Raw genomic sequence first — 23733 nt, forward strand, 5'->3', positions numbered from 1 at the left:
ATGTAACGGTATATTACAACGCCCGGTTGTAGACGGCGGCGCAACACCTCCACGATCAGTCATTTGAGATATTTACGCCATGATTTGCATGATGCTATGGAAAGCACTTCGCCCCTCGCTCGAGGGGCCAGCGGGTGGAGGCCCGTCATCTCAGGTTCTGGAGGAAATTGATGTCCGAGAAGGTTTATCCCGTGCTGGCAAGCGCGAAGAAAGACGCGCTCATCGACGATGATACCTATCAGAACTGGTACAAGCAGAGCATTAAGGATCCCGAGAAGTTCTGGGCCAAGCATGGAAAGCGCATCGATTGGTTCAAACCTTTTACCAAGGTGAAAAACACCTCGTTCCAAGGAAAGGTCGCGATCAAATGGTTCGAGGATGGCATCACCAACGTTTCCTACAACTGCATCGATCGCCATTTGAAAAAGCGTGGCGATCAGGTTGCCATTATCTGGGAAGGCGACAATCCCTATCTCGACAAGAAGATCACCTATAACGAGCTTTATGAGCAGGTATGCCGTCTCGCCAACGTGTTGAAGAAGCACGGGGTCAAGAAAGGCGACCGCGTCACCATCTATATGCCGATGATCCCCGAAGCCACCTATGCGATGCTGGCGTGCACACGCATCGGCGCCGTTCATTCCGTGGTTTTCGGCGGCTTCTCTCCCGACGCACTCGCAGGCCGCATCGTCGACTGCGAATCCACCTTCGTCATCACCTCGGATGAAGGTATGCGGGGTGGCAAGCCTATCCCGCTCAAGGATAACACCGACAAGGCGATCGATATCGCTGCCAGGCAGCATGTCAGGGTAAAGAACGTGCTCGTTGTACGCCGCACAGGCGGCAAGACAGGCTGGGCGCCGGGCCGGGATCTCTGGTACCACGAGGAAACGCAGGGCGTGAAGCCGGAGTGCAAGCCGGAGAGGATGAAGGCGGAAGATCCGCTGTTCATCCTCTACACTTCAGGGTCGACGGGGAAACCAAAGGGCGTCCTCCACACCACCGGCGGCTATCTGGTCTATGCGGCGATGACGCATCAATACGTCTTCGATTACCATGAGGGCGATATTTACTGGTGCACCGCGGACGTCGGCTGGGTCACTGGCCACTCCTACATCGTTTATGGACCGCTCGCCAATGGCGCGACCACGCTGATGTTTGAGGGCGTCCCCAACTATCCGTCGGTTTCGCGCTTCTGGGAAGTTATCGACAAGCACAAGGTCAACATTTTCTACACCGCCCCGACCGCCATTCGCGCGCTTATGAGCGCCGGTAACGACCCTGTCGCGAAGACCTCGCGCAAGTCGCTGCGCATCCTTGGCTCCGTTGGCGAGCCGATCAATCCGGAAGCCTGGGAATGGTATTATCAGGTCGTCGGCGAAAAACGCTCGCCCATCGTCGATACATGGTGGCAGACCGAGACCGGCGGCATCCTCATCACCCCGTTGCCCGGCGCAACCGCCCTGAAGCCCGGCTCTGCCACACGGCCTTTCTTCGGGGTGCAGCCGCAGCTGGTCGACAATGAGGGCAATGTGCTTGAAGGCGCCGCCGACGGCAATCTCTGCATCACCGATTCATGGCCCGGCCAGATGCGTACGGTCTATGGCGATCACAAGCGTTTCATCGAGACCTATTTTTCCACCTACAAAGGCAAGTACTTTACCGGCGATGGCTGCCGCCGCGACAAGGACGGCTATTACTGGATCACCGGACGCGTCGATGACGTGCTCAATGTCTCCGGTCATCGCATGGGTACGGCAGAAGTGGAATCCGCGCTTGTCTCGCACGATACGGTCTCGGAAGCCGCCGTCGTTGGTTACCCGCACGACCTGAAGGGCCAAGGCATTTATTGCTATGTCACGCTGATGGCCGGCCTTGAGGGCACTGATGCGCTGCGCAAGGATCTCGTTGCACATGTGCGCAAGGAAATCGGACCGATTGCTTCGCCCGACAAGATACAGTTCGCGCCGGGTCTGCCCAAGACCCGCTCGGGCAAGATCATGCGCCGCATCCTGCGCAAGATCGCCGAGGACGACTTCGGCGCGCTCGGCGATACATCGACCCTCGCCGATCCAGTTGTGGTCGACGATCTGATCGCCAACAGGCAAAACAAGAAGGGCTGATCTATCCTTCTTTCATAAAACACTACCTGTAGATTCAGCCTGATGAGTCAGCTGGTGTGGTTTTTCGAGAACCGGAGCGGAGTGGACCTGTTTGTCCATGAGCACCGGAACGCAGAAAAACTGCATCAGATGGCCATCAGGGTGGATTTACCGATAGAGATCAGCCCGCGTCTGCGGCACGGCCGATAGCCCCCGTTTGCGCTTGGATGCCAGCGTCTGGTTGATCTGCACGGTGCCGCGTTCGAAGGCCAGCGCGCAACCGGTCAGATAGAGCAGCCACAGCCGTGCCTTGGGCGCGCCGACTTCGGCGATCGCTTCGTCAAATCGAGCGTGCAACCGGTCCGCCCACATCCGGCAGGTCTTGCCGTAATGCTCGCGGAGATTCTCGACGTCATGCACTTCGAAGCCGTGGCCCTCGAGATTTTCCACCGTCATGCCGAGGTGATCCAGCTCGCCGCCTGGGAAAATATACTTCACCAACGCCAGGTGCTCGGCGCTTTTGCGTCCGAAGGTCTTCTTGTTGCGTTTCATGCGCCGCGTGATCGCATGATGCAGATAAAGCCCGCCCGGTCGCAGCAGGCGGCGCACGCTGGAATAATAGGTATCGTAGTGTGCTATGCCTACCGCTTCGAACATGCCGATTGACGATATCTTGTCGAACTGACCCTCGAGGTGTTCGTAGGATTTGACGTGGATGGTTATCTTGTCTTCGAGGCCTTCAGCCTTGATCCGCTCCCGGGCCAGCGCCGTCTGCGCCTCGGACAGTGAGACGCCCGTTCCGGTCACGCCATAATGCTTCGCCGCATAGATCAACATCGCGCCCCAGCCGCAGCCGATGTCCAGCAGGCGGTCGCCTGGCTGCAAGCGCAGCTTGCGGCAGATCAGCTCCAGTTTGTCCGCCTGCGCCTGATCGATCGTATTGGCCCAATCCGTGAAATAGGCGCAAGTGTAGACCATGCGCTCATCGAGAAAGAGCTGATAGAAAGCGTTCGACACGTCGTAATGATGGGTGATGGCTTCCTTGTTGGATCCGCTGACGTAGGGGTCCTTGCCGCCCAGGCCGGAATTGCTGGCCTTGCCTCGACCGACCAGCAGCGAAGGGACATCTTTCAGCAATTGCCATTTCGGCAGGCTGTTGAGCTTCTGCTTGAATTTTCCCTTGGGACCGCGCTCGACGAGGTCGAAAAGCGTGCCATTCTTCACATCGATTTGTCCGGAAACCCACAACTCGACGATCGAACCGATATTGGGCTTCAAGGCAAGCTGGCGCACAACCATAGGATCGTTTATCGCAAGAATTGGGCCATCGGTTTCGCCAATTCTGGTGCCATCCCATAATTCGACTGCAAATTGCGGCTCGAGTACATCGATTACCGTGCGGATAATCCGCGCCGCTCTATCTTCAGCTGCCATCCTGCACCCCTAAACACCGCGCTGCCGCTGATCGGGCACCGGGTGCTTCGTGAAAAACATTTTCTTGGCTTATGGCCGCAAACCGCCATTTGCAAGCCATCAGAAAGTCTCGACAAATTTTTCTCTTGAAACGCGGGCAAAGACACCCCATTCTTGTTTTGTGTTCAACGAATGTAAAGGAGGTGATCCGATGTCTCGTGATTTCGAAAACTGCCACAAGGCGTCTGATGCTTTCCATCGGGGATCGTCTCTCCGTTGAATAAGCGCCCTGGCTTAGTCCAGGGAAGAAGGCCAAACGACAGCTTTGTGCCAGACGGAATTGCGGGGCCACCCTTCGGGGTGGCCCTTTCCGTTTATGCCGCGCGCTTGCCGGTAATTTGAAACCCGATCGCCTTCATGACAGCCATTGTCGTTTCGAGAGTGGGATTCCCGTTTTCGCTTAGGGAACGATAGAGCTGCTCTCGAGCCAAACCCGTTTTTCGAGCGATCTTAGTCATACCCTTCGCTCTTGCCACTACACCCAATGCCCGCGCAATATATGCTGCATCCCCGGCTTCGAAGGCATCGGTGAGAAATATTTCTATCGCCTCGTCGGATTTCAGCGCGTCGGCAGGATCGTAGTCATATAATTTCTCAGTCATCGTGTTCCATCCAATCCTTCGCCAGTTGCTTGGCCTCGCGAATATCGCGATCCTGCGTGCTCTTGTTTCCACCACAGAGCAAAATCACAATCTCTTGCCCGCGCTGCTTGAAATAGATGCGATACCCGGGTCCGTAGTGAATACGCAGCTCGCTAATACCATCCCCTACTGACACTACGTCGCCGGGCAAACCATTCTCCAGACGAAAAAGCCGGGCCGCGATAGCGGCTCTCGCCCTTTGGTCCTTCAGATTTCGTTCCCATCTTCGGTAAGTAGCTGTTTGAGTGAGCTTTATCATAAAAATGTATTTTATAAATCACATTTCGTCAATTGAATTCCGAATGGTATATGACGGTCAAAACATGTGACACCAACGCCAGATTGCACAGGGCAGCTCTTTGCTCTTCGCAAAATTGATGATACCAAGATTTGCCTGAAAACGGTGCATTCTGCCTAATCCTAAGGCAAAATCCCTCTGAAAGTTTTAAACAATGTCGGCTGCTATAGTCCAAGACGCGTCAAAGCGTGCATGGCGTGATGAAATCGTTGCGATGCTCTCACTGAGCTGGCCGATGATTCTCACCAATCTTGCGCAGACGGCGATGACAGCGACCGATGTCATGATGATGGGCTGGGTCGGAGCAAGTACGCTGGCGGCCGGTGCGCTGGGCACCAATCTCTACTATGTTCCGATGATTTTTGGCCTCGGCCTGATGACGGCAACCTCGCCGATGATGGCGCGCGAACTCGGACGCAACAAATTCACCGTCCGTGAAATACGCCGCACGGTACGTCAGGGCCTGTGGATCGCAGTCACCATTTCGATTCCGATTTGGCTCATATTGTGGAACACCAAAGCGATCCTGATCGCCATGGGGCAGGATCATGCGCTCGCTGCCGAGGCTGGCAATTATGTGCGTGCGCTGCAATGGGCGGTGCTGCCCTTCTATTGCTATATCGTGGTGCGTTCTTTCATAGCTGCTCTGGAACGCCCGGGGTGGGCGCTGGTCATTGCTCTTTTTGCCGTCGCCTTCAATGCGCTGGCGAACTGGCTGCTGATCTTCGGTCATTTTGGCTTTCCGAGGCTGGGCATCGTCGGGTCTGGCATCGCAACGTCGCTTTCTTCAGCATTGATGTTCGCCGGCTTCGTCATTGTCATTTCTTTAGACAAGCAATTCCGTCGCTATCGCCTGTTCGGACGCTTCTGGCGTGCGGACTGGCCGCGTTATCGCGAACTGTTGCGTCTCGGGCTGCCAATTGCCGCGATCCTGAGCTTTGAGGTAACGATCTTCAATGCCGCCGCCTTTCTGATGGGATTGATCGGCGCCGATTCGCTCGCTGCGCATGCCATCGCCATCCAGATCGCCTCGATTGCCTTCATGGTACCGATGGGCTTCGGGCAAGCGGCGACTGTCCGTGTCGGTCGGGCCTACGGCGCACAGGATCGTGACGGCATAAAGCGCGCCGGCTGGGTTGCGTTCACGGCAGGCACAGGCTTCATGGTCCTCACCGCGCTGCTGATGTTGTTGGCACCTCACGCTTTGATAAGTGCTTTCATCGACGTCAACGACCCTGCCAACGCCAAGGTGATTTCGCTCGCTGTCTCATTTCTCGCCTTTGCCGCGTTGTTCCAGATATTCGATGGTGGCCAAGCCGTCGCGAGCGGCATGTTGCGCGGCCTGCACGATACCACCATACCGATGATCTATGCAGCTATCGCCTATTGGGGTGTCGGCCTGCCACTGTCTGTCGGCCTCGGCTTCTGGCTCGGCTTGGAAGGCGCAGGCATCTGGCTTGGGCTGTTGTGCGGTCTCGCAACGGCCGCTGTTCTGCTGATCAGCCGCTGGCTGCGGCGTGAAAAACTTGGCATCGAGATTATCCGCTAGAGCAATTCCAGGAAAAATAGAAACCGGATTTCCGTCCGGAATTGCGTAAAAACAAAGAGCTGGAGCAACTCGGTAATTCGAAGAAAAACGAATTGCTCTAGAAATCGATCGTCCGCCCCTTGATTTCCCAATCACCGAAGCGCGCAGGATCCTTGCCGCCGCGCCCGCCGATTTCGTGCGGCTGATCGGCCTTTTCCTTCTGGGCCTTGCGGCGTGCTTCCGCCTCCTTCAGCGCCCGCTGCGCGGCTGGTGGCAGTTGCTCGAATGTCGGACGCGGCCGGCTATCGTCATTATCCGCGTGCGGCGTCACTGTCGTATGGTCGTCGTTCATAACGCTGATACTCGTCATTGAAGCTTGCTGTATAAAACACCATCATATAGCGGAAGACGACCAATAAAAGGAATGAACTTGATAGATTTGTCTAGAGCCTCGTGCGGCTCTTATGCGGGAGGACTGATGCCATGAATGTGATGCGCACCGGAATGCTGCTTGCCTTTATGACCGCCCTGTTCATGGGCGTCGGTTTTCTCATTGGCGGAACCGGCGGCATGATGATCGCCCTTGTCATTGCCGCTGGCATGAATCTGTTCAGCTACTGGAACTCCGACAAGATGGTGCTGAACATGCACCACGCGGTCGAGGTCGATGAGGCGAACGCACCGGAATATTACGCCATCGTTCGCGATCTGGCCGCAAATGCGAATCTGCCCATGCCGAAAGTCTTTCTCATCCAGAACGATCAGCCCAATGCCTTTGCGACAGGGCGCAATCCGCAGAACGCCGCCGTTGCCGCCAGTACGGGCCTGTTGCAGCGGCTTTCGCCCCAGGAAGTTGCCGCCGTCATGGCCCATGAACTCGCCCATGTCGAACACCGCGATACACTGACGATGACAGTGACCGCCACCCTTGCCGGCGCTATTTCCATGCTCGGCAACTTCGCGATGTTTTTCGGCGGCGGCAGCCGCGAAAACAACAATCCACTTGGCTTCATCGGCGTTCTCATCGCCATGATCGTCGCGCCATTTGCCGCCATGATCGTGCAGATGGCAATCAGCCGCACCCGCGAATATGCCGCCGACCGGCGCGGTGCGCAGATCTGCGGCAATCCGCTGTGGCTGGCATCGGCTCTCGACAAGATCGCCCGCGGCGCAAAGCAGATCGTCAACGAGGATGCCGAACGCAACCCCGCCTCCGCTCCGCTTTTCATCATCAATCCGTTGAGCGGCCAGGGCGTCGACAATCTGTTCTCCACCCATCCGAGCACTGAAAACCGCATCGCCGCGCTTGAAGCGATGGCGAACGAGTTCAGCCAGGCGCGCGCCGCCTCTCGGCCTGCCCGCGCACCGCAGGCCCCGATAGACGACGAACCGTTGGATGACCGACCGTCCCCGTGGGGCCGCGATGGCGGCGGCCGTAAAGGCCCTTGGGCATGAGCGCGGAGCCCGGTACCAGACGACCAGCCAAACGGCCTTTAGGCAAAAAACCGGCAGATTACATCGATGCGGAAGACCGTCCTGGTCTCGCAGCGCGTCAGGTGGCAACGCGCCTGCTTGGCGCCGTCATCGAGAAGCACACGTCGCTCGATGGCCTGACCGACAACAGTAACGGCCACCCGCAATATATGGCGCTCGACGACCGCGATCGCTCGCTGGTCCGCGCCATCCTCGGCGCCGCACTGCGCAATCGCGGCACCATCGAAGCCGCCATCGGCCAGTTGATCGACCGGCCATTGCCGGAAAACGCCGTTGCGCTGCGCCACCTTCTGGCAGTAGCCGCTGCGCAGATCCTTTATCTCGACCTGCCCGATCGGGCCGCCGTCGACCTTGCGGTCACCGCCGCCAATAATGATCCGCGCAATCGCCGCTTCGCCTCGATGGTCAACGCTGTCCTTCGCCGGCTGTCGCGCGAAAAGGAAACCTTCAAGGGCGACGTCTATCTGAACGCCAGCAATGTTCCGGCCTGGTTCGAGAACAGCCTGATGGCCGCTTACGGCAAGGACAAGACCAAAGCCATTCTCGACATTCAGAGCAAGGAACCACCGATCGACCTGACCGTGAAAGGCGATCCGCAGATGTGGGCGGAAAAGCTCGGCGGCATCGCATTGCCAACGGGTTCCGTGCGTCTTGGCACTGTCGAAGGTGCGCTGACGTCTCTTCCGGGGTTTGCGGAAGGCGAATGGTGGGTGCAAGACACCGCTGCAAGCCTGCCGGCAAAGCTCTTCGGGGACATCGAGGGCAAGCGCGTCGCCGATCTTTGCGCAGCGCCGGGCGGCAAGACTGCTCAGCTTGCACTGGCGGGCGCCAATGTCACGGCACTCGACCTTTCGGCCAACCGGCTGAAGCGCCTGCGCTCCAATCTCGAACGCCTCAAGCTTTCCGCCGAGACGGTTGAAGCCAATCTTTCCGCCTACCAGCCAGCCGAGCTATTCGATGCGATCCTGCTCGATGCGCCGTGTTCTTCGACAGGCACTGTGCGGCGGCACCCGGACGTGCCGTGGACCAAGACGCCCGAAGACGTAGTGAAGCTGGCACAACTCCAGGCGAAACTCCTTGATCATGCCGTCACCATCGTCCGCCCCGGTGGCATTGTGGTCTTTTCCAATTGCTCGCTCGATCCACTTGAAGGCGAGAAAGTCGCCAATGATTTGCTTGCAAAGAACCCGGGCATAGAGCTCCTGCCGGTGACCAAGGATGAGGTCTTTGGCCTCGTCGAGCTGATCACCAGGGAAGGCTTCGTTCGCTCCACACCGGCCGATCTTGCCCATGAAAATCCCGCGCTTTCCGGCATGGACGGCTTTTTCGCAGCCCGTTTCAAACGGAAATACTAAAGTTTTAACGGTTTGTGCTCCATAATCGGCGTTTGTCGAGGCGATTCGAAGCAATAATAATATGGTCGCGCTGAGCGAAACACCGCAATTGTGGGGACTGGCAACAGCGCAACTTTGGCGCCGTTTCCGCAGGCGTGTGCGAATGGGGCCGCTCTATCGCTGGCGGTTCACAGGTTTTACGCCCGAACGCGTTCTCATTGCCCCGCAAGATCTTCGCCCTGCAGATCCGCAGCTGGCGGAAGAGTTCTACCATGGCCGTTTCGCCCTTGCCGGCAGGGTCGTCGAGACGGGCGGGCGCTCGCCGTTCCTGATCGAACCACCCAATGCCGCGTGGCAGGCAGCCCTGCATAATTTTGGCTGGCTACGCCATCTCCGCGCCGCGGGCACAGATCTTGCCACGGCCAACGCACGGGCGCTGCTCGGCGACTGGATCACCACCCACGGCCGGTCGATTTCAGGACCTGCCTGGCTACCTGAAGTCACCGCCCAGCGTATCATCGCCTGGCTGCAGCATTCGAGCCTCATCCTCGCCGGCACAGATCTTCGCTCGTATCGCCAGTTTATGCGCTCGCTTGCCATGCAGGTGCGTTATTTGCGAACCATGGCCGCCGTCATGGATGATGGCGAGGAGAAGCTGCGCGCGCGCATTGCTCTCGCGCTCGCTGTATTGGCCCTGCCCGTAACATCCAGTACCAGCCGGTCGGCCCGGCGGAACCTCGAATTCGAACTCGTACGGCAGATCCTGCCGGATGGCGGCCACATCTCGCGCAACCCGTTGACGATCCTTGAACTGCTTGCCGACCTTCTGCCCTTGCGCCAGACCTATGCCAGTGGCCAGGAAGCGCCCCCCAAGGCATTGATCGAAGCCATCGAACGCATGCTGCCCGCGCTGCGATTCTTTCGTCATCACGATGGCAGTCTTGCCTTGTTCAACGGTGTCGGCGCGACCATGCCGGAACGGGTAATCGCGGTGCTGCGCCATGACGATATTGGCGGCCTGCCACTGACCCATGCGCCGCATTCGGGCTATGAACGGCTATCCATGGATTCCACGACGATCATCGCCGATACAGGTCTCGCACCGCCTGTGACCGCCTCCCGCGATGCCCATGCCGGCTGCCTTTCCTTCGAGATGTCCTCCGGGCGCAATCGCTATATCGTCAATGCCGGCGTCGATCGCTACGGCCCGCCGGAATTTCGCCCCTTGGCGCGTTCCACCGCCGCCCATTCCACAGCCACAATCAACGACACGTCCTCCTGCCGGTTCAGCTCCACGTCGGGACTGTCGACGATGATCGGTACGCCGATTATCGCTGGTCCGACGAAGGTCAATATTGAGCGGATCGAACGCGAAGGCGCCGTCGGATTCGTCGCCAATCACAATGGTTATGTCCGGCCCTTTGGCATCTATCACGAACGCCAGATTGTCCTTTCGCACAATGGCAGCGTCATCGAGGGCATAGACAGTTTCTTTGCTTCCGGGCGTAATCCACTCCGTGACACGGGTGCAGAGGATGTTGTCATCCGTTTCCACCTGCACCCATCTGTGAACGTCACAGTCGATGAGCATGGTCTCATCATCCTGCAAGTCGAGAACGATGACATCTGGATGTTTTCGGCGACGGTCCAGCCCTTTGTCGAGGATTCGCTGTTCTTCGCCGGGTTCCGGGGCCCGGTCAAAACCCGCCAGATCACGCTTTCGGTTAATGCCGCCCAGCGCCCGGAAGTCGAATGGCAGTTCACTCGCACGACCCTCGGGATTTACGGATAACATTCCGCCCGATCACCAATCTGTGTCTAAGCTTCGGGGGCGACATCCGGCCTTATGGCTTGTATAGAGTTGCATCGTTGCGCTCGCTCGCCGGGCTTGCACCTCTGTCATCATTAGTCACCAGGAGTCTTCACCATGGAGTATCGTCAACTTGGCCGCTCCGGCCTCAAAGTATCCGCGCTTAGCCTCGGCACGATGACCTTTGGTGGCAAAGGCAATTTCGCCAAGACCGGTGACACGGACCTGGAAGGCGCCAAGCGCCAGATTGGCATGGCTCTCGATGCCGGGATCAATCTTATCGACACGGCTGACATTTATTCGACCGGTGCTTCCGAGGAGATCGTCGGACAGGCTCTCAAGGGCAAACGCGACAGCGTCCTCGTCGCCACCAAGGCCAGGTTCCGCATGGGCGAGGAAATCAACGACGCCGGCCTGTCGCGCTACCATTTGATCCGCGCTGCAGAGGCCACCCTGAAACGCCTTGGCACCGATCACATCGACCTCTACCAGTTGCATCAGTGGGACGGCTTGACGCCGCTCGACGAAACGCTGGAAGCGCTCGATACGCTCGTGCGCTCCGGCAAGGTGCGTTACGTCGGCGTTTCGAATTTCTCAGGATGGCAGCTGATGAAGGCCATGGGCGTTGCGGCACTGGAAAAGTTCATCGCGCCTGTCAGCCAGCAGATCCACTACAGCCTGGAGGCGCGGGAAGCCGAATATGAACTGATTCCTGCGACCCTCGACCAGGGCCTCGGAGTCCTGGTGTGGAGCCCCTTGGCTGGCGGACTCCTGTCCGGTAAATACCGCCGCAACAAGGCAACGCCGGAAGGTACGCGCCAGCTTGCCAATTGGGGCGAGCCGCCGATCCGGGATGAGGAGCGGCTTTACGACATCATTGAAGTTCTGGCCGGCATTGCAGAAATGCGCAATATTTCTGCGGCACAGATTGCGCTTTCCTGGCTGCTCGGGCGCAAGGGCGTGACGTCGATCATCGTCGGCGCTCGCACGGACGCCCAGCTTGCGGATAATCTCAAGGCTGCCGATGTGATTCTGAGCGCCGAAGAACGTGCAAGTCTGGATAAGGTCAGCCAGTTGCCGCTGATTTATCCCTACTGGCACCAGGCCCGGACCGCTTCCGACCGGCTTTCTGCCGCGGACCTTTCCCTTATCCAACCTCATCTGAAATAACGAAAAGCCGGGGGTGGGAGGACCGCCGGCAGCGAGAACCTGATGGCCTATTCCCGAGATACCGTACTACCACAACCGGAAGCTGCCGAGATCGCAGCCGAAATGCCGGGACTTTCCCCGGCATTGACCTTTTTGTTCGCGTTCGCCTGCGGAGCGATGGTCGGTAATATCTACTATGCGCAAGCGCTTATCGGTCTCATCAGCACCGACCTCGATATGCATGGCGGCATGGCCGGTTTTATCGTTACAGTAACGCAACTCGGCTATGGTGCGGGGCTGCTGTTCCTGGTTTCATTGGCCGATCTGGTCGAAAATCGTCGCCTGGTTCTTTTGACGCTCGCCGGGACGGCACTTGGTCTCGCCGGAGCAGCTCTGTCCGGCTCGGCAATGACCTTTCTCTTGTCCTCTTTCACCATTGGCTTCTTCGCCTGTGGTGCGCAGGTTCTCGTGCCGTTCGCTTCTCACCTGGTTCCCGCCGCCTCACGCGGCCGCACCATTGGCAATGTCATGGCGGGTCTCTTGACCGGCATCATGCTAGCGCGACCGCTGGCAAATCTGGTCGCTTCCGAGTTCGGATGGCGGGCGATCTTCTGGATTTCGGCAGCGGCAATGCTCGCCGTACTTGTACTCTTGCGTGCCGCACTGCCACAACGCCAGCCGCATGGCAGCATGCGCTATGGCGCAATCCTCAAATCGATGTGGCATCTGCTTGTCACCACGCCGGCTCTGCAGCGCCGCGCTTTTTATCAGGGCATCATCTTCGCCAGTTTCAATCTGTTCTGGACTGGCATCCCGCTGCTTTTGACCGACATTTTTGGCTACAGCCAACGCCAGATCGCCCTGTTCGCCCTGGCGGGTGCAGCCGGCGCGCTCGCCGCGCCCGTCGCTGGTCGTCTCGCAGACCGTGGCTATACAAGACAGGGCACTGCCACCGCCATGATCACGCTTACGATCTGGTTTTTGATTGCGGGCTGGGCCGGAACTGCCATCTCCATCACCGCGCTCGTCCTTGCGGCGATCTTCATCGACAGCGCCGTTCAAACCAACCAGATACTTAGCCAGCGCATCATCTTCTCGCTCAATGATCAAGCACGCGGCCGCCTCAATGCGATCTATATGACCATTGTTTTCCTGCTTGGTTCGGCAGGGTCGGCGCTTGCCGCCGCTACCTATTACTATGGTGGCTGGTGGGTTACTTCGCTGGCGGGGGCCATGATGGGTGTTGCGGTCCTGTTGGCGTTCGCCACAGAACCACGCTCCCGGTCGTGAATCGCCGCAGGGCGCTCAAAAAAGTAGGATTTCCTGCCTCCCTGTGCTAGGGCCCGTTGAGATTCAGGTCAGGGCGAGGCGAAAATGGTGGTTTCCGAGCACCGGAGCGCAGCGTACATTATGGTACGTGAGCACCGGAGCGCAGAAAAACGCCATTTGCAGGCCGCCATGGCGTGAATCTTCCAGTCAAAGTTTGAGGACGTACACCCATGGCCGTCGCCGCCAAATCCTTTCCTGCTCCGAACCTTCATCCCGTCAAGCGGGCCCTTCTTTCCGTTTCGGACAAGGCGGGCCTTACCGCGCTGGCTCATGCGCTGCACCGCCACGGTGTTGAAATCCTCTCCACCGGCGGTACCTCGAAGACGATAGCCGCCGAGGGCATTCCGGTCCGCGACGTCGCCGACATCACCGGCTTTCCGGAAATCATGGATGGCCGCGTCAAGACCTTGCATCCGAAAGTGCATGGTGGGCTGTTGGCCGTGCGCGACGATCCGGAACATGCGGCAGCGATGCAGGCGCATGATATCGGCGCCATCGATCTCGTCGTCATCAACCTCTATCCATTTGAAGAAGTCCGTCATTCCGGCGCCGATTATGCGAATATCGTCGAGAATATCGACATTGGCGGTCCCGCCATGATCCGCGCAGCAGCCAAGAACCACGCCTATGTCGGTGTCGTTACCGAGACCGGCGACTACGACATGGTCATCGCCATGCTCGACAAGCATGAGGGCTCATTGCCCTATTCGTTCCGCCAGAGCCTTGCCGCCAAGGCTTATGCCCGCACCGCTACCTATGACGCAGCTATTTCCGGCTGGTTCGCCGAAGCCCTGATGACGGAAACGCCATCACGCCGCGCTATCGGTGGCCATCTGCATTCGGTCATGCGCTACGGGGAAAATCCGCACCAGTCGGCTGGTTTCTATCTCACCGGTGAGAAGCGTCCAGGCGTCGCCACGGCTACGCAGCTGCAGGGCAAGCAACTTTCCTACAACAACATCAACGACACGGACGCCGCCTTCGAGCTCGTCGCTGAATTCGACCCGGCGCGCACATCCGCCGTCGCCATCATCAAGCACGCCAATCCTTGCGGCGTCGCCGAAGGCGCGACCTTGAAGGAAGCCTATCTGAAGGCGCTCGCCTGCGACCCGGTATCGGCTTTCGGCGGCATTGTCGCACTCAACAAGACGCTCGACGCCGAAGCCGCGACGGAAATCGTCAAGACCTTCACCGAAGTCATCATCGCGCCCGATGCGACACCGGAAGCGCAGGCGATCGTTGCCGCCAAGAAGAACCTGCGGCTGCTGGTCACCGGCGGCCTGCCCGATCCGCGCGCCGGTGGCATCAGCGCCAAGACGGTTGCCGGAGGAATCCTCGTCCAGTCGCGCGATAGCGGCGTTGTCGACGATCTCGAATTGGAGGTCGTCACCAAGCGCGCTCCAACCGAAGCGGAAATGTCCGATCTCAAGCTTGCCTTCCGCATCGCCAAGCACGTGAAATCCAATGCCATCGTCTACGTCAAGGATGGTGCAGCTGTTGGCATCGGTGCCGGGCAGATGAGCCGGGTCGACAGCGCTCGCATCGCGGCGCGCAAGGCCGAGGACGCCGCCGAAGCAGCAGGAAGCGCGACGCCGTTGACCAAGGGCTCCGTGGTCGCCTCCGACGCATTCTTCCCCTTCGCCGACGGCCTGCTGTCAGCTGTCGCCGCCGGCGCCACCGCCGTGATCCAGCCGGGCGGGTCGATGCGCGATGACGAAGTGATTGCCGCCGCCGACGAGCATGGTATCGCCATGGTCTTCACCGGCATGCGCCATTTCAGGCACTGATTTTTGCAGCCGGATAGGGTGTCCTCAAGAGGATCGCCAGTCCGGCCAGCAAGAAGAATATGATCATCGCCATGCCAAGGCGTGGCGATCCGCTGAGCGCTGTCACCGTTGCCACCAGGAAAGGCGCAAGGAAGCTCGTCGCCCGTCCGGACAGCGCGTAGATGCCGAAATAGCGCCCCGCCTCATCGGACGAAATGCTGCGCGCCATGTAGGAACGCGACGAAGCCTGCACCGGTCCGAACGCAATGCCGATGAGCAGTCCGAAGCCGATATAGGCTTTTTCCGCAGGTGTACCGAACAGACCTCCACTATCGGCACCCGGCAATTGGACAAGACCAAACAGCGTATAGCCCGGGCCGGTCGAGACGATGCCGATCGTCGCAATGGTCAGCAAGACTAGCGAGATCACCACCACGACTTTCGACCCCAGCATGGTGTCGAGCTTGCTGGCGGCAAGACAGCCAAAAATGGCGACCACGTTCAGTATGATGCCGAAAATCCCGATTTCCGCCGTGGCCCAGCCGAACATCGTCGCCGCGAAGGCGCCGCCCAGCGCAATCAACGCATTCACGCCGTCCTGATAGATCATGCGGCCGACGAGAAAACGGAAAAGCCCTGGCCGCTGCCGTACCTCGCTCAAGGTAGACTTGAGTTCGGCAAGTCCGACCCGCACTGCTGGACCAGCTGCCAGGCCTCTCGCACCATCCGGCGTGAACAGGAACATCGGCAGGATGAAGACGAAATACCATAGCGCCGACAATGGCGCCGTTGCGCGATCACCCTCGCCCGTCGCCGGATCGAGCCCGAAGATCGGCGCAAGGCCGAGCATGGTCTTGCCGGTTTGCGGCGACGCGGCCATGAATGCCACGACGAAGATCAACACGATCATGCCGCCGAGATAACCGAGACCCCAAGCCATGTTGGATATCCGACCGATATCCTTTGGTGCCACCAGCCGCGGCATCATCGAATCGTTGAAGACGATGGAAAACTCCGCCGCTATCGACGCCAGCGAAAAGAACATCAACGGGACAATCAGGCCTGAGCCCGGCGCCGCAAACCACAGCATGATCAGCGAGAATATCTTGATGACGGCGAAAAAGCCGATCCAGGGCTTGCGACGTCCGGTCTGGTCGGCGATCGATCCGAGCACTGGCGAGAGCACGGCGATGAACAGCCCTGAAACGGCAATGCCATAACCCCACGCCGCTTGCCCCACGGCCGGATCGCTCGCCATGCGCGAAACGAAATACGGTCCGAAGATAAATGTCGTGACGACCGTGAAGAATGGCTGCGCCGCCCAGTCGAAGAGCATCCACCCCCAGATGCCCCTTCTCGATGCAGCCATTACGCTATCCCTTGCCCATCAAGCCCAACTGCCTATGACAGATCGGAAAGCAATCCGGCGGCCACCGCAAGCCGGGAGACGGTCAAATCGCCCGTTTCCACAATATTCGCCATGCGCTGCCGCACTTCGTCGACACGTGCACCCCGGCTCGCCAACCAGTCCTTTGCGGGATCGGCCTGCTTGCCATATTTGCTAAGCGCCGCCACCGCGATACCGCGCCGCGCCTGACTGATCAGGTCGGTGGCACGGGCAAGCGCCAGTCCGTCATAATAATCGGCAATGGAAACGCCCCGCGCCGCGTCCTCGATACGCCCGATGCGGAATGCTTCGGATATGTCGAAATAGGCTCGCGCAGCGCTGGCAATGTCGATTTTGGCTTGCTGGGCGACGGCGGCGATATCCGGGATGATCGGTGCTATCTCCAGCCGTGCCAACTGCGCCGCAAGTGCTGGAGGCGCACCGAGAGCAGCGTTGCTGGCGGTATCTTCGCGGATGAGGCCGATCATCGATGCAGGCAGAAGCTTGTCGAGACGCGGCTGCAGCGCATCGCGGGCCGTCTTGATCTCCGCGATCGCGGCGCCGAGGCCAACTGCGCCGGTGTGGTTACGCAGCACCCAGGCTGTCGTCCAGTTCAGCATCTGGGCGACGTTGGCATAGAAACCGTTTTGGGTTCCACCTGGTACTGCATTATCCAGCGCGTCGATCCCTGCGAACACCTCATCCAGCTCAAAGCCGTCTCGCACGATCACGTAGGCGCGAACGATCTCCGGGCCTGATTGGCCGGTAAGGTCCGCCAGACGGCTCACGAAAGTCGGCCCGCCGCGATTGATGACATCATTGGCAAGCTGCGTCGCGATGATTTCCCGGCGCAGGCGATGCGTGCGGATTTCGTCGCCGAAGCCCTCCTTCATCTGACGCGGGAAATAGTCCATCAATTCGCGTTCAAGATAGGGGTCGTCAGGTAAATCGCTTGCCAGGAGCTGGTCCAGCAGGACGATCTTGGAATAGGCAAGGAGCACGCCGAGTTCAGCCCGCGTCAATGGAATGCCTTCGACCTGCCGCTCTGCCATCGCCTTGTCATCGGGCAGCGTCTCCACCTTGCGGTTAAGGAGTTTTCTTGTCTCGAGATCGTTGATGAAGCGTGCCTGATAGGCAAGGTCGGCGAGGCCGCGCCGCTGTGCCAGCGATAGCGCCAGTGTCTGCAGGTAGTTGTTGCGCAGCACCAGATCACCGACTTCTTCGGTCATCGATTCAAGCAGCTTGTTGCGCTTGTCACGTTGCAATTTGCCAGCGCGCATGGCCTGTGCCAGGGCGATCTTGATATTGACCTCGACGTCGGACGTGTTGACGCCGGCCGAATTGTCGATCGCATCGGAATTGCAGCGCCCGCCGAGCAGGCCGAACTCGATGCGCGCCTTCTGTGTGACGCCAAGATTGGCGCCTTCGCCGATGACTTTCGCCCGGACATCGCTGCCGGTGATGCGGATGGCATCATTGGCGCGGTCACCCGCTTCCGCGTCGCTCTCCAGCGACGAGCGGACATAGGTGCCGATACCGCCGAACCACAGGAGGTCGACAGGCGCTTTCAGGATCGCTGTCATGATCTCGTACGGCGTTGCCGTGGTCTTGGCGAGGCCGATGGCCTTTGCGGCTTCCTTCGACAGGGTAATCGACTTTTGCGAGCGCGAGAAAACACCGCCGCCTGCCGAAATCTTGCTCTTGTCGAAATCCTGCCAGCTGGAGCGCGGCAGATTGAACAGCCGCTGGCGTTCCTTCAACGTCGCTTTCGAATCCGGCTCCGGATCGATAAAAATATCGCGGTGGTCGAAGGCTGCGATCAGCTTCGTTTGCGGCGAAAGCAGCATGCCATTGCCGAAGACGTCGCCCGACATATCGCCGACGCCAACAACAGTGAATGGCATTTTCTGGATGTCGGTGCCGATCTCGCGGAAATGGCGCTTCACCGCTTCCCACGCGCCACGAGCGGTAATGCCCATCTTCTTGTGATCGTAGCCCGCGGAACCACCCGAAGCGAAGGCATCGTCCAGCCAGAAATCATGTGCCTGGCTGATCGCATTGGCTGTGTCGGAAAACGTCGCCGTGCCCTTGTCGGCAGCGACAACGAAATAAGGATCGTCGCCATCGAGGCGGATCACGTTTTGCGGCGGGACAACCGTCTCGCCGTCCAGATTGTCGGTTACCGAAAGCAGCGTCGCGATGAAGGTGATATAGGCCGCGCGGCCCGCCTCGAAGATGGCGTTGCGATCAGTGCCGGTCGGAAGGCGTTTCGGGAAGAAACCACCCTTGGCGCCAACGGGAACGATGACTGCGTTCTTCACCTGCTGCGCCTTCACCAGACCCAGCACTTCCGTGCGGTAGTCCTGTGCACGGTCCGACCAGCGCAAGCCGCCACGTGCGACTGGACCAAAGCGCAGATGCACACCCTCGACCTCTGGCCCATAGACGAAAATTTCGCGGTAAGGCCGCGGCTCCGGCAGCTCATCAAGGGATCGCGGATCGAGCTTGAAGGCGAGCGTCACACGTTCGCCGCCGCCTTCTTCCGGGGCAAAGGCGTTGGTGCGCAGGGTCGACTCGATGAGATTGAGGAAACGGCGCAGGATTCGGTCATCATCTAGGCTCGGAACGCCCTGCAGTGCTTCCTCGATAGACGAGCGTAGCGTCGTCTGTTTGCGTTGCGACTGCGCACCGGCCTTCGCAGGATTGAGCCGCTGATCGAACAGATCGAATATCTGTCTGGCGATCGCCGGATAGCGGTTAAGCGTCGCCGCGATGAAATCCTGCGAATAGGGAATGCCTGCCTGCTGAAGATAACGGCCATAAGCGCGCAGGATGATGATTTGCCGTGCGGTCAACTGCCCGGTAAGGGCAAGCGCGTTATAGCCGTCATTGTCCGACGCACCGTTCCAGATGGAGCGGAACACGTCTTCGAAAAGAGCGCCATCATCGGCGAGGTCGATCCCCGAATCCGAGGCGCTTGTGAGCTCCATGTCATGCACAAAAAGCGGGCTGCCGTCGGCGGCAGGCAGCTGGAATGTCTGCTCGCTGATGACGCGAAAGCCCATATTCTCCAGCAAGGGGACACGTCGTGAGAGGGCAACCGCCGAACCGTAATGATAGATCTTCAACGAAGCGGCATTGGGGCCGTCGGTGCGATGCCGATAGAAATCGACATGGAGCGGATTGTTGCGTGTGAGGCCGGCAATGCGACTGGCATCGACCAGCGCCTCGTCGGGCGAAAAGTTTTCGCGATAGGAGTCCGGAAAGGCCGCAGCAAGAGCGGTGAATTCGGCGGTTCCGCGACGATCTCCGACCTCGGCAACAGCATCTTCCCAGGTCCGGACGATGGAGCGGACGGTTTCTTCCAGCGCCTCACGTTTGACCTTGGGAAACTGGTCCTCGGCATGGCCGATGATAAAATGCACGCGGGCAAGACCGCCCTCGGGAAACGCCGGATAGTAAGCCGACACATGCCCCTCGTACACTCTGGCAAGGTGCGAGCCAATCTTCTCGCGCACTATTGAGTCATAACGCTCGCGCGGCACGAAGACGATGATCGAAGCGAAACGGCCGAAAGGGTCGATCCGCGGCAGGACACGCACGCGCGGCCGCTCGCCAAGCGCCAATATGATCTCGGCATAACGGGTCAGCGTCTTGACGTCGATCTGGAAAAGATCGTCGCGCGGGTAACCCTCGAGTACCTTGATGAGTTGCTTTCCGGAATGATCTTCAAGATTGAATCCAAGCCGGTGGATCACAGCCTCGGTTTTCGAGCGCAGATAAGGGATCTTGAGCACGGAACGCGTGTAGGCGCCGGACGTGAACAACCCGACGAAACGCAATTCGCCCGTAACCCTGCCCTCGGCATCGAACGTTTTCACGCCGATGTAATCCATATAGCCGCGACGATGCACCAGCGATTTTGTATTGGCCTTGGTGACGATCAGAGGCTCGGGACCGGTGAGAAAGGCGATGATCTGCGGGGTTGTCGTCACACCCTGGTTGCCGCGCTTCAAGACACGCACATCGGGATCGCTCAATATGCCAAGACCGCGCTTGCCGGAGCGCTCGAGCTCACCTTGACTGTCGTCGCCCTGATAGTCGTACTCACGCACGCCGAGAAAGGTGAAGTTGTTGTCACGCAACCATTCGAGGAACTCTGCAGCTTCTTCCGCCGCAGCTTTTTTCATCGGCGTTTTGCCGGTTTTGTAGGCTTCGATCGCTTCGCCTAGACGCGCAACCATGGCTCCGCGATCACTGACGGCTTCGCGCACCTGCTTCAGCACAAGCTCCAGCGCCGCGGTCATGATCTCACGCGATGGCTCATCGAGCGCGGGAACATGAATTTGCATGACGCTGACCCGCGCCACTTCTTTGCCCGGCTTGTCCGGACCCGCAGTGCCCAGAACGCTGTTCGTGTTTCTGTCGATATCCATCACCGGATGCAACACGAGATAAACCGCCGTAACGCGCTCACTGATTTCGCCAAGCACCGAGTCGAGCAGGAAGGGCATGTTGTCGTTGATTAGGGTGATCACCGTCACAGGACGGCCATCGCGGGAGACGATGTGGCCTTCGCTGACATCGATGACGGGCCGTCCCGACTTGAATTGCGCCAGCGCATTCTCCGCAAGCTTCGCCGAGGCGGTCAGCGCACCCGCATCGTAGTCGGCAAGGTCTTCTTCCGGTGCCCGCGCAAACAGCAGGTCTTCAAACAACCCCGCTTGTGGCTTCTCTTTCGGGGCTTTTGGTGGTTTTGACTTCGTGGCGACCTTTACGTCCGCTTTATTTTTGGAAGCCATCAAATATTTCCCCCTGGATTATGTATTTGGCGCGATCATAGCCTTTCAAAAGGCTTTTTCGAGCCTAAACTGCACGGTCGCGGTGAAAATCGTGTGACACGCAAGAATGTTACAATTCGACCAAATGATCATCTAGCTCATTGACGTCATCGAGCCCTCTGGGGAAATGTTCTTCCAACAGTTGGCCCGCTTTTCCGATGGCTTTTAAAAAACCATCGGCCAATTCATCCCTGTCTGCATGTTCAGTCAGGATAGCGACAATCCCGTTCCATTCATCCTGATGGACTTTCGCATTGATGCCCGCATCCGCAACCACCTCTGCGTATCGCTCTGCTAGCGAGACGAAAAGGAGGACACCGGTACGTTGCGTGGTGAGATGGACATTTCGTGCGAGAAACTGCTGGATCGCATTGAGATGCGCCCGCTTGTAGCGGATGCGTCGCGGCACCAGCCACATGGTCATGCCGGGCAAGAGCCAGAGGACCAGCACTGCGGCAAGAAAAGCCGCAAGGATAGCGAGACCAAAGACCGGCAGGGGCAAGGTGAACCAGTACCAGTGCGCTGCCACCGCTACCACGACGGCGGCGAAAAGTATGCCGCAAGCCGCGGTAAATCCTGCCACGTAGAAATAGCTGTCGCTACGCCGCGCGAGCACCGCATAGATTTCGCCGCTTGTGCGGCTTTCGGCTGCACGTATCGCCTCGGCAATGCGGGCGTGATCGGATTCATTCATGGACCCTGAACTCATGGCCTACCAACTCCCCGATGCGCCGCCGCCGCCGGACGAACCACCGCCCCCGGAAAAGCCGCCGCCCCCGCCACCCGAAGACCAGCCACCCCCGCCGGATGACCAACCGCCACCGCCCGAGGACCATCCGCCACCGCCGCGACCGCCTCTCGAGCCAATGTCAAAGATCATGCCCAGCCACTCATAGCGGCCAGGCGCGATCTTGCGCCCGAAGGACGTAACGACGGCTGGAAGTATGATCCCGCTGAAGAACATGAACAGAAAGATCATGACGAAGATGAGCATTACCCAATCGACGTCGGAGGTTGGTTCCTGGACATTGCGTTTGGCGCGCGCCTCGAGTTCAGCGGCATCACCGGAAAGGACGGCGAGAATGCCATCGACACCTTTCGAGATTCCACCCGAATAATCCCCCGAGCGAAACCCCGGTATGACGGCATTTTCGATGATGAGCTTGGACAGAAGGTCGGTCAGCGTGCCTTCGAGGCCATAACCGACCTCGATGCGCACCTTGCGGTCATTTGGTGCGACGACGAGAAGAACGCCATTGTTTTCCTGTTTTTGTCCGAGCGCCCAGGAGCGGTAGAGCCGGTTGGAATAGGGCTCGATTTCCTCGCCATCGAGGCTCGGCACCGTCACCACAACCACCTGATCGGAGGATTTCGCTTCGAACGCCGCCAATTTCTGGGTTATCTGCTCGCGTGTTGCCGCATCGATGACGTTCGCGTCATCGACCACACGACCTGTCAGAGCAGGGAGTTCTGCGGCAAATGCGCTGACTGACAGCAATGCCAGCAGCGCGACAGCCAATAGTAAGCGATTCAACCCAACCGCATTCTGGCGCAATGCGCTCATGTCTGGAGCCTAGAACTTGACCTGAGGCGTTTGCTTGGCTGAGTCTTCGATGTTGAAGGTCTGGTAGGGTTCATTCCCCGTGTACCAGATCCACTTCCAGATCATGGTCGGCATTGTCCTCAGCGAGGTGTTATAGACCCGCACCGACTCGATATAATCCCGGCGCGATACGGCGATGCGGTTTTCCGTACCTTCTAACTGCGATTGCAGTGCGAGGAAGTTCTGGTTGGATTTGAGGTCAGGGTAGTTTTCCACGACAGCCATCAGCCGCGACAGTGCCCCGGTCAGCTGTGCCTGATTCTCCTGAAACACCTTCATCGCATTGGGATCGGTGAGGGTTTCCGGCGTCACCTGAATGGAGGTCGCCTTGGCCCGCGCCTCAACCACGGATGTCAGCACGTCCTTTTCCTGTGCGGCATAGCCTTTGACAGTCTCGACGAGGTTCGGAATGAGATCGGCCCTTCGCTGATACTGGTTCAACACCTCGCTCCATGCGGCCTTGGCCTTTTCCTCATTGGTCGGAATCGTGTTGAAGCCGCAGGCAGAAAGCAGCGGTACGAGAAGAAACAGGGCAATGATAGAAAGGGCGCGGCGCGGCGCCGGCAAGCAAGTCGCATGTTGCATTGGAATCCTCTCCCCGAGTACAGATTCACCGCTCCAGAACGAAGCAGCACAAACCTAGCCATTTTTTTCTGCAAAAGGAACAGCCAAAGCGCTATGCTAAACCATTGAACGCAAACAAGGTGTCTTCATGCCTGAACACGATGGAAAGCATCAGTCCGATGCGGAATCCAGACGCATAATCGAACGGATCGACCGCGAATCCGCTTCCGGAGGCATATCTATCGTAGAACGGACGAAGGGCCACTTTTCTGCCGGCGATGCGGATCCGGCCGACCCCATAGAAGTCTGGGGCTCACGCATCGGCAGGTTTCTGGGATTGCTTGTCTTGATCGCCATGATTATCTGGGTGATCAGTTCTATAGTCGGCAAGGGTTGAGTCGCGCTCGCTCGCCC

General features: G+C 58.8%; 18 protein-coding genes. 9 read left to right on the top strand and 9 right to left on the bottom strand.

Features of this window, described 5'->3' with window-relative positions; genetic code table 11:
- Nucleotides 1–170: 170 nt before the first annotated feature.
- The gene (gene acs / locus PHA01_RS16975; protein ID WP_271897541.1) at nucleotides 171–2123 is read left to right on the top strand and encodes an acetate--CoA ligase; all 1953 of its coding nucleotides are present in this window, start codon (nucleotides 171–173) and stop codon (nucleotides 2121–2123) included.
- A gap of 147 nt (nucleotides 2124–2270) precedes the next feature.
- Here the strand turns inward: acs and PHA01_RS16980 are convergent, their stop codons facing one another.
- From PHA01_RS16980 to PHA01_RS16990, 3 genes are all read right to left on the bottom strand, one after another.
- Nucleotides 2271–3536 (bottom strand): SAM-dependent methyltransferase, encoded by a 1266-nt coding sequence (locus PHA01_RS16980; protein WP_271897543.1) that lies wholly within the window; start codon nucleotides 3534–3536, stop codon nucleotides 2271–2273.
- Nucleotides 3537–3889: 353 nt separating this feature from the next.
- Nucleotides 3890–4177, bottom strand: a complete 288-nt coding sequence (locus PHA01_RS16985; RefSeq protein WP_271897545.1) for an addiction module antidote protein — start codon at nucleotides 4175–4177, stop codon at nucleotides 3890–3892.
- Entirely contained in the window at nucleotides 4170–4475 is a 306-nt protein-coding gene (locus tag PHA01_RS16990; protein WP_271897546.1) for a type II toxin-antitoxin system RelE/ParE family toxin, read from the bottom strand. Before PHA01_RS16990 ends, PHA01_RS16985 begins: the two co-directional genes overlap by 8 nt.
- A gap of 193 nt (nucleotides 4476–4668) precedes the next feature.
- Between PHA01_RS16990 and PHA01_RS16995 the strand changes: the two genes are divergently transcribed.
- On the top strand, nucleotides 4669–6063 hold the full coding sequence (locus PHA01_RS16995; protein ID WP_271897548.1) for an MATE family efflux transporter: 1395 nt from the start codon (nucleotides 4669–4671) through the stop codon (nucleotides 6061–6063).
- Nucleotides 6064–6160: 97 nt separating this feature from the next.
- Here the strand turns inward: PHA01_RS16995 and PHA01_RS17000 are convergent, their stop codons facing one another.
- A complete protein-coding gene (locus PHA01_RS17000; protein WP_271897550.1) occupies nucleotides 6161–6412 on the bottom strand; it encodes a DUF1674 domain-containing protein in 252 nt (83 codons plus the stop codon).
- 113 nt (nucleotides 6413–6525) lie between these two features.
- Between PHA01_RS17000 and htpX the strand changes: the two genes are divergently transcribed.
- From htpX to purH, 6 genes are all read left to right on the top strand, one after another.
- Nucleotides 6526–7497 (top strand): zinc metalloprotease HtpX, encoded by a 972-nt coding sequence (gene htpX / locus PHA01_RS17005; protein WP_271897552.1) that lies wholly within the window; start codon nucleotides 6526–6528, stop codon nucleotides 7495–7497.
- Nucleotides 7494–8891, top strand: coding sequence for an RsmB/NOP family class I SAM-dependent RNA methyltransferase (locus PHA01_RS17010; RefSeq protein ID WP_271897554.1), 1398 nt, complete (start codon nucleotides 7494–7496; stop codon nucleotides 8889–8891). Before htpX ends, PHA01_RS17010 begins: the two co-directional genes overlap by 4 nt.
- A gap of 61 nt (nucleotides 8892–8952) precedes the next feature.
- Nucleotides 8953–10662, top strand: a complete 1710-nt coding sequence (locus PHA01_RS17015) for a heparinase II/III family protein (protein WP_271897557.1) — start codon at nucleotides 8953–8955, stop codon at nucleotides 10660–10662.
- Nucleotides 10663–10797: 135 nt separating this feature from the next.
- On the top strand, nucleotides 10798–11850 hold the full coding sequence (locus PHA01_RS17020; protein WP_271897559.1) for an aldo/keto reductase: 1053 nt from the start codon (nucleotides 10798–10800) through the stop codon (nucleotides 11848–11850).
- 42 nt (nucleotides 11851–11892) lie between these two features.
- The gene (locus PHA01_RS17025; protein WP_271897561.1) at nucleotides 11893–13119 is read left to right on the top strand and encodes an MFS transporter; all 1227 of its coding nucleotides are present in this window, start codon (nucleotides 11893–11895) and stop codon (nucleotides 13117–13119) included.
- A 209-nt stretch (nucleotides 13120–13328) separates the two neighbouring features.
- Nucleotides 13329–14945: a bifunctional phosphoribosylaminoimidazolecarboxamide formyltransferase/IMP cyclohydrolase gene (gene purH, locus PHA01_RS17030; protein WP_271897563.1), complete on the top strand. Its 1617-nt coding sequence runs from the start codon at nucleotides 13329–13331 to the stop codon at nucleotides 14943–14945.
- On the opposite strand, the gene PHA01_RS17035 is transcribed toward purH, so the two are convergent.
- The 5 genes from PHA01_RS17035 to PHA01_RS17055 form a co-directional block, all read right to left on the bottom strand.
- Complete coding sequence (locus PHA01_RS17035; RefSeq protein ID WP_271897565.1) at nucleotides 14935–16293, bottom strand: MFS transporter; 1359 nt, start codon at nucleotides 16291–16293, stop codon at nucleotides 14935–14937. The genes purH and PHA01_RS17035 overlap by 11 nt on opposite strands.
- Nucleotides 16294–16325: 32 nt before the next feature.
- A complete protein-coding gene (locus PHA01_RS17040; protein ID WP_271897567.1) occupies nucleotides 16326–21113 on the bottom strand; it encodes an NAD-glutamate dehydrogenase in 4788 nt (1595 codons plus the stop codon).
- A gap of 109 nt (nucleotides 21114–21222) precedes the next feature.
- Nucleotides 21223–21861 (bottom strand): TPM domain-containing protein, encoded by a 639-nt coding sequence (locus tag PHA01_RS17045; protein WP_271897569.1) that lies wholly within the window; start codon nucleotides 21859–21861, stop codon nucleotides 21223–21225.
- Between the two features lie 3 nt (nucleotides 21862–21864).
- Nucleotides 21865–22716 carry a TPM domain-containing protein gene (locus tag PHA01_RS17050; RefSeq protein ID WP_271897571.1) on the bottom strand — a complete coding sequence of 284 codons (852 nt, stop codon included), beginning with the start codon at nucleotides 22714–22716 and terminating at the stop codon, nucleotides 21865–21867.
- A 9-nt stretch (nucleotides 22717–22725) separates the two neighbouring features.
- Nucleotides 22726–23340 (bottom strand): LemA family protein, encoded by a 615-nt coding sequence (locus tag PHA01_RS17055; protein WP_183661828.1) that lies wholly within the window; start codon nucleotides 23338–23340, stop codon nucleotides 22726–22728.
- Between the two features lie 127 nt (nucleotides 23341–23467).
- On the opposite strand from PHA01_RS17055, the gene PHA01_RS17060 reads away from it, so the two are divergent.
- On the top strand, nucleotides 23468–23716 hold the full coding sequence (locus PHA01_RS17060) for a hypothetical protein (RefSeq protein ID WP_271897574.1): 249 nt from the start codon (nucleotides 23468–23470) through the stop codon (nucleotides 23714–23716).
- Nucleotides 23717–23733 lie beyond the last annotated feature (17 nt).

The organism is Candidatus Phyllobacterium onerii (assembly GCF_028331445.1).
GTDB lineage: Bacteria > Pseudomonadota > Alphaproteobacteria > Rhizobiales > Rhizobiaceae > Phyllobacterium > Phyllobacterium onerii.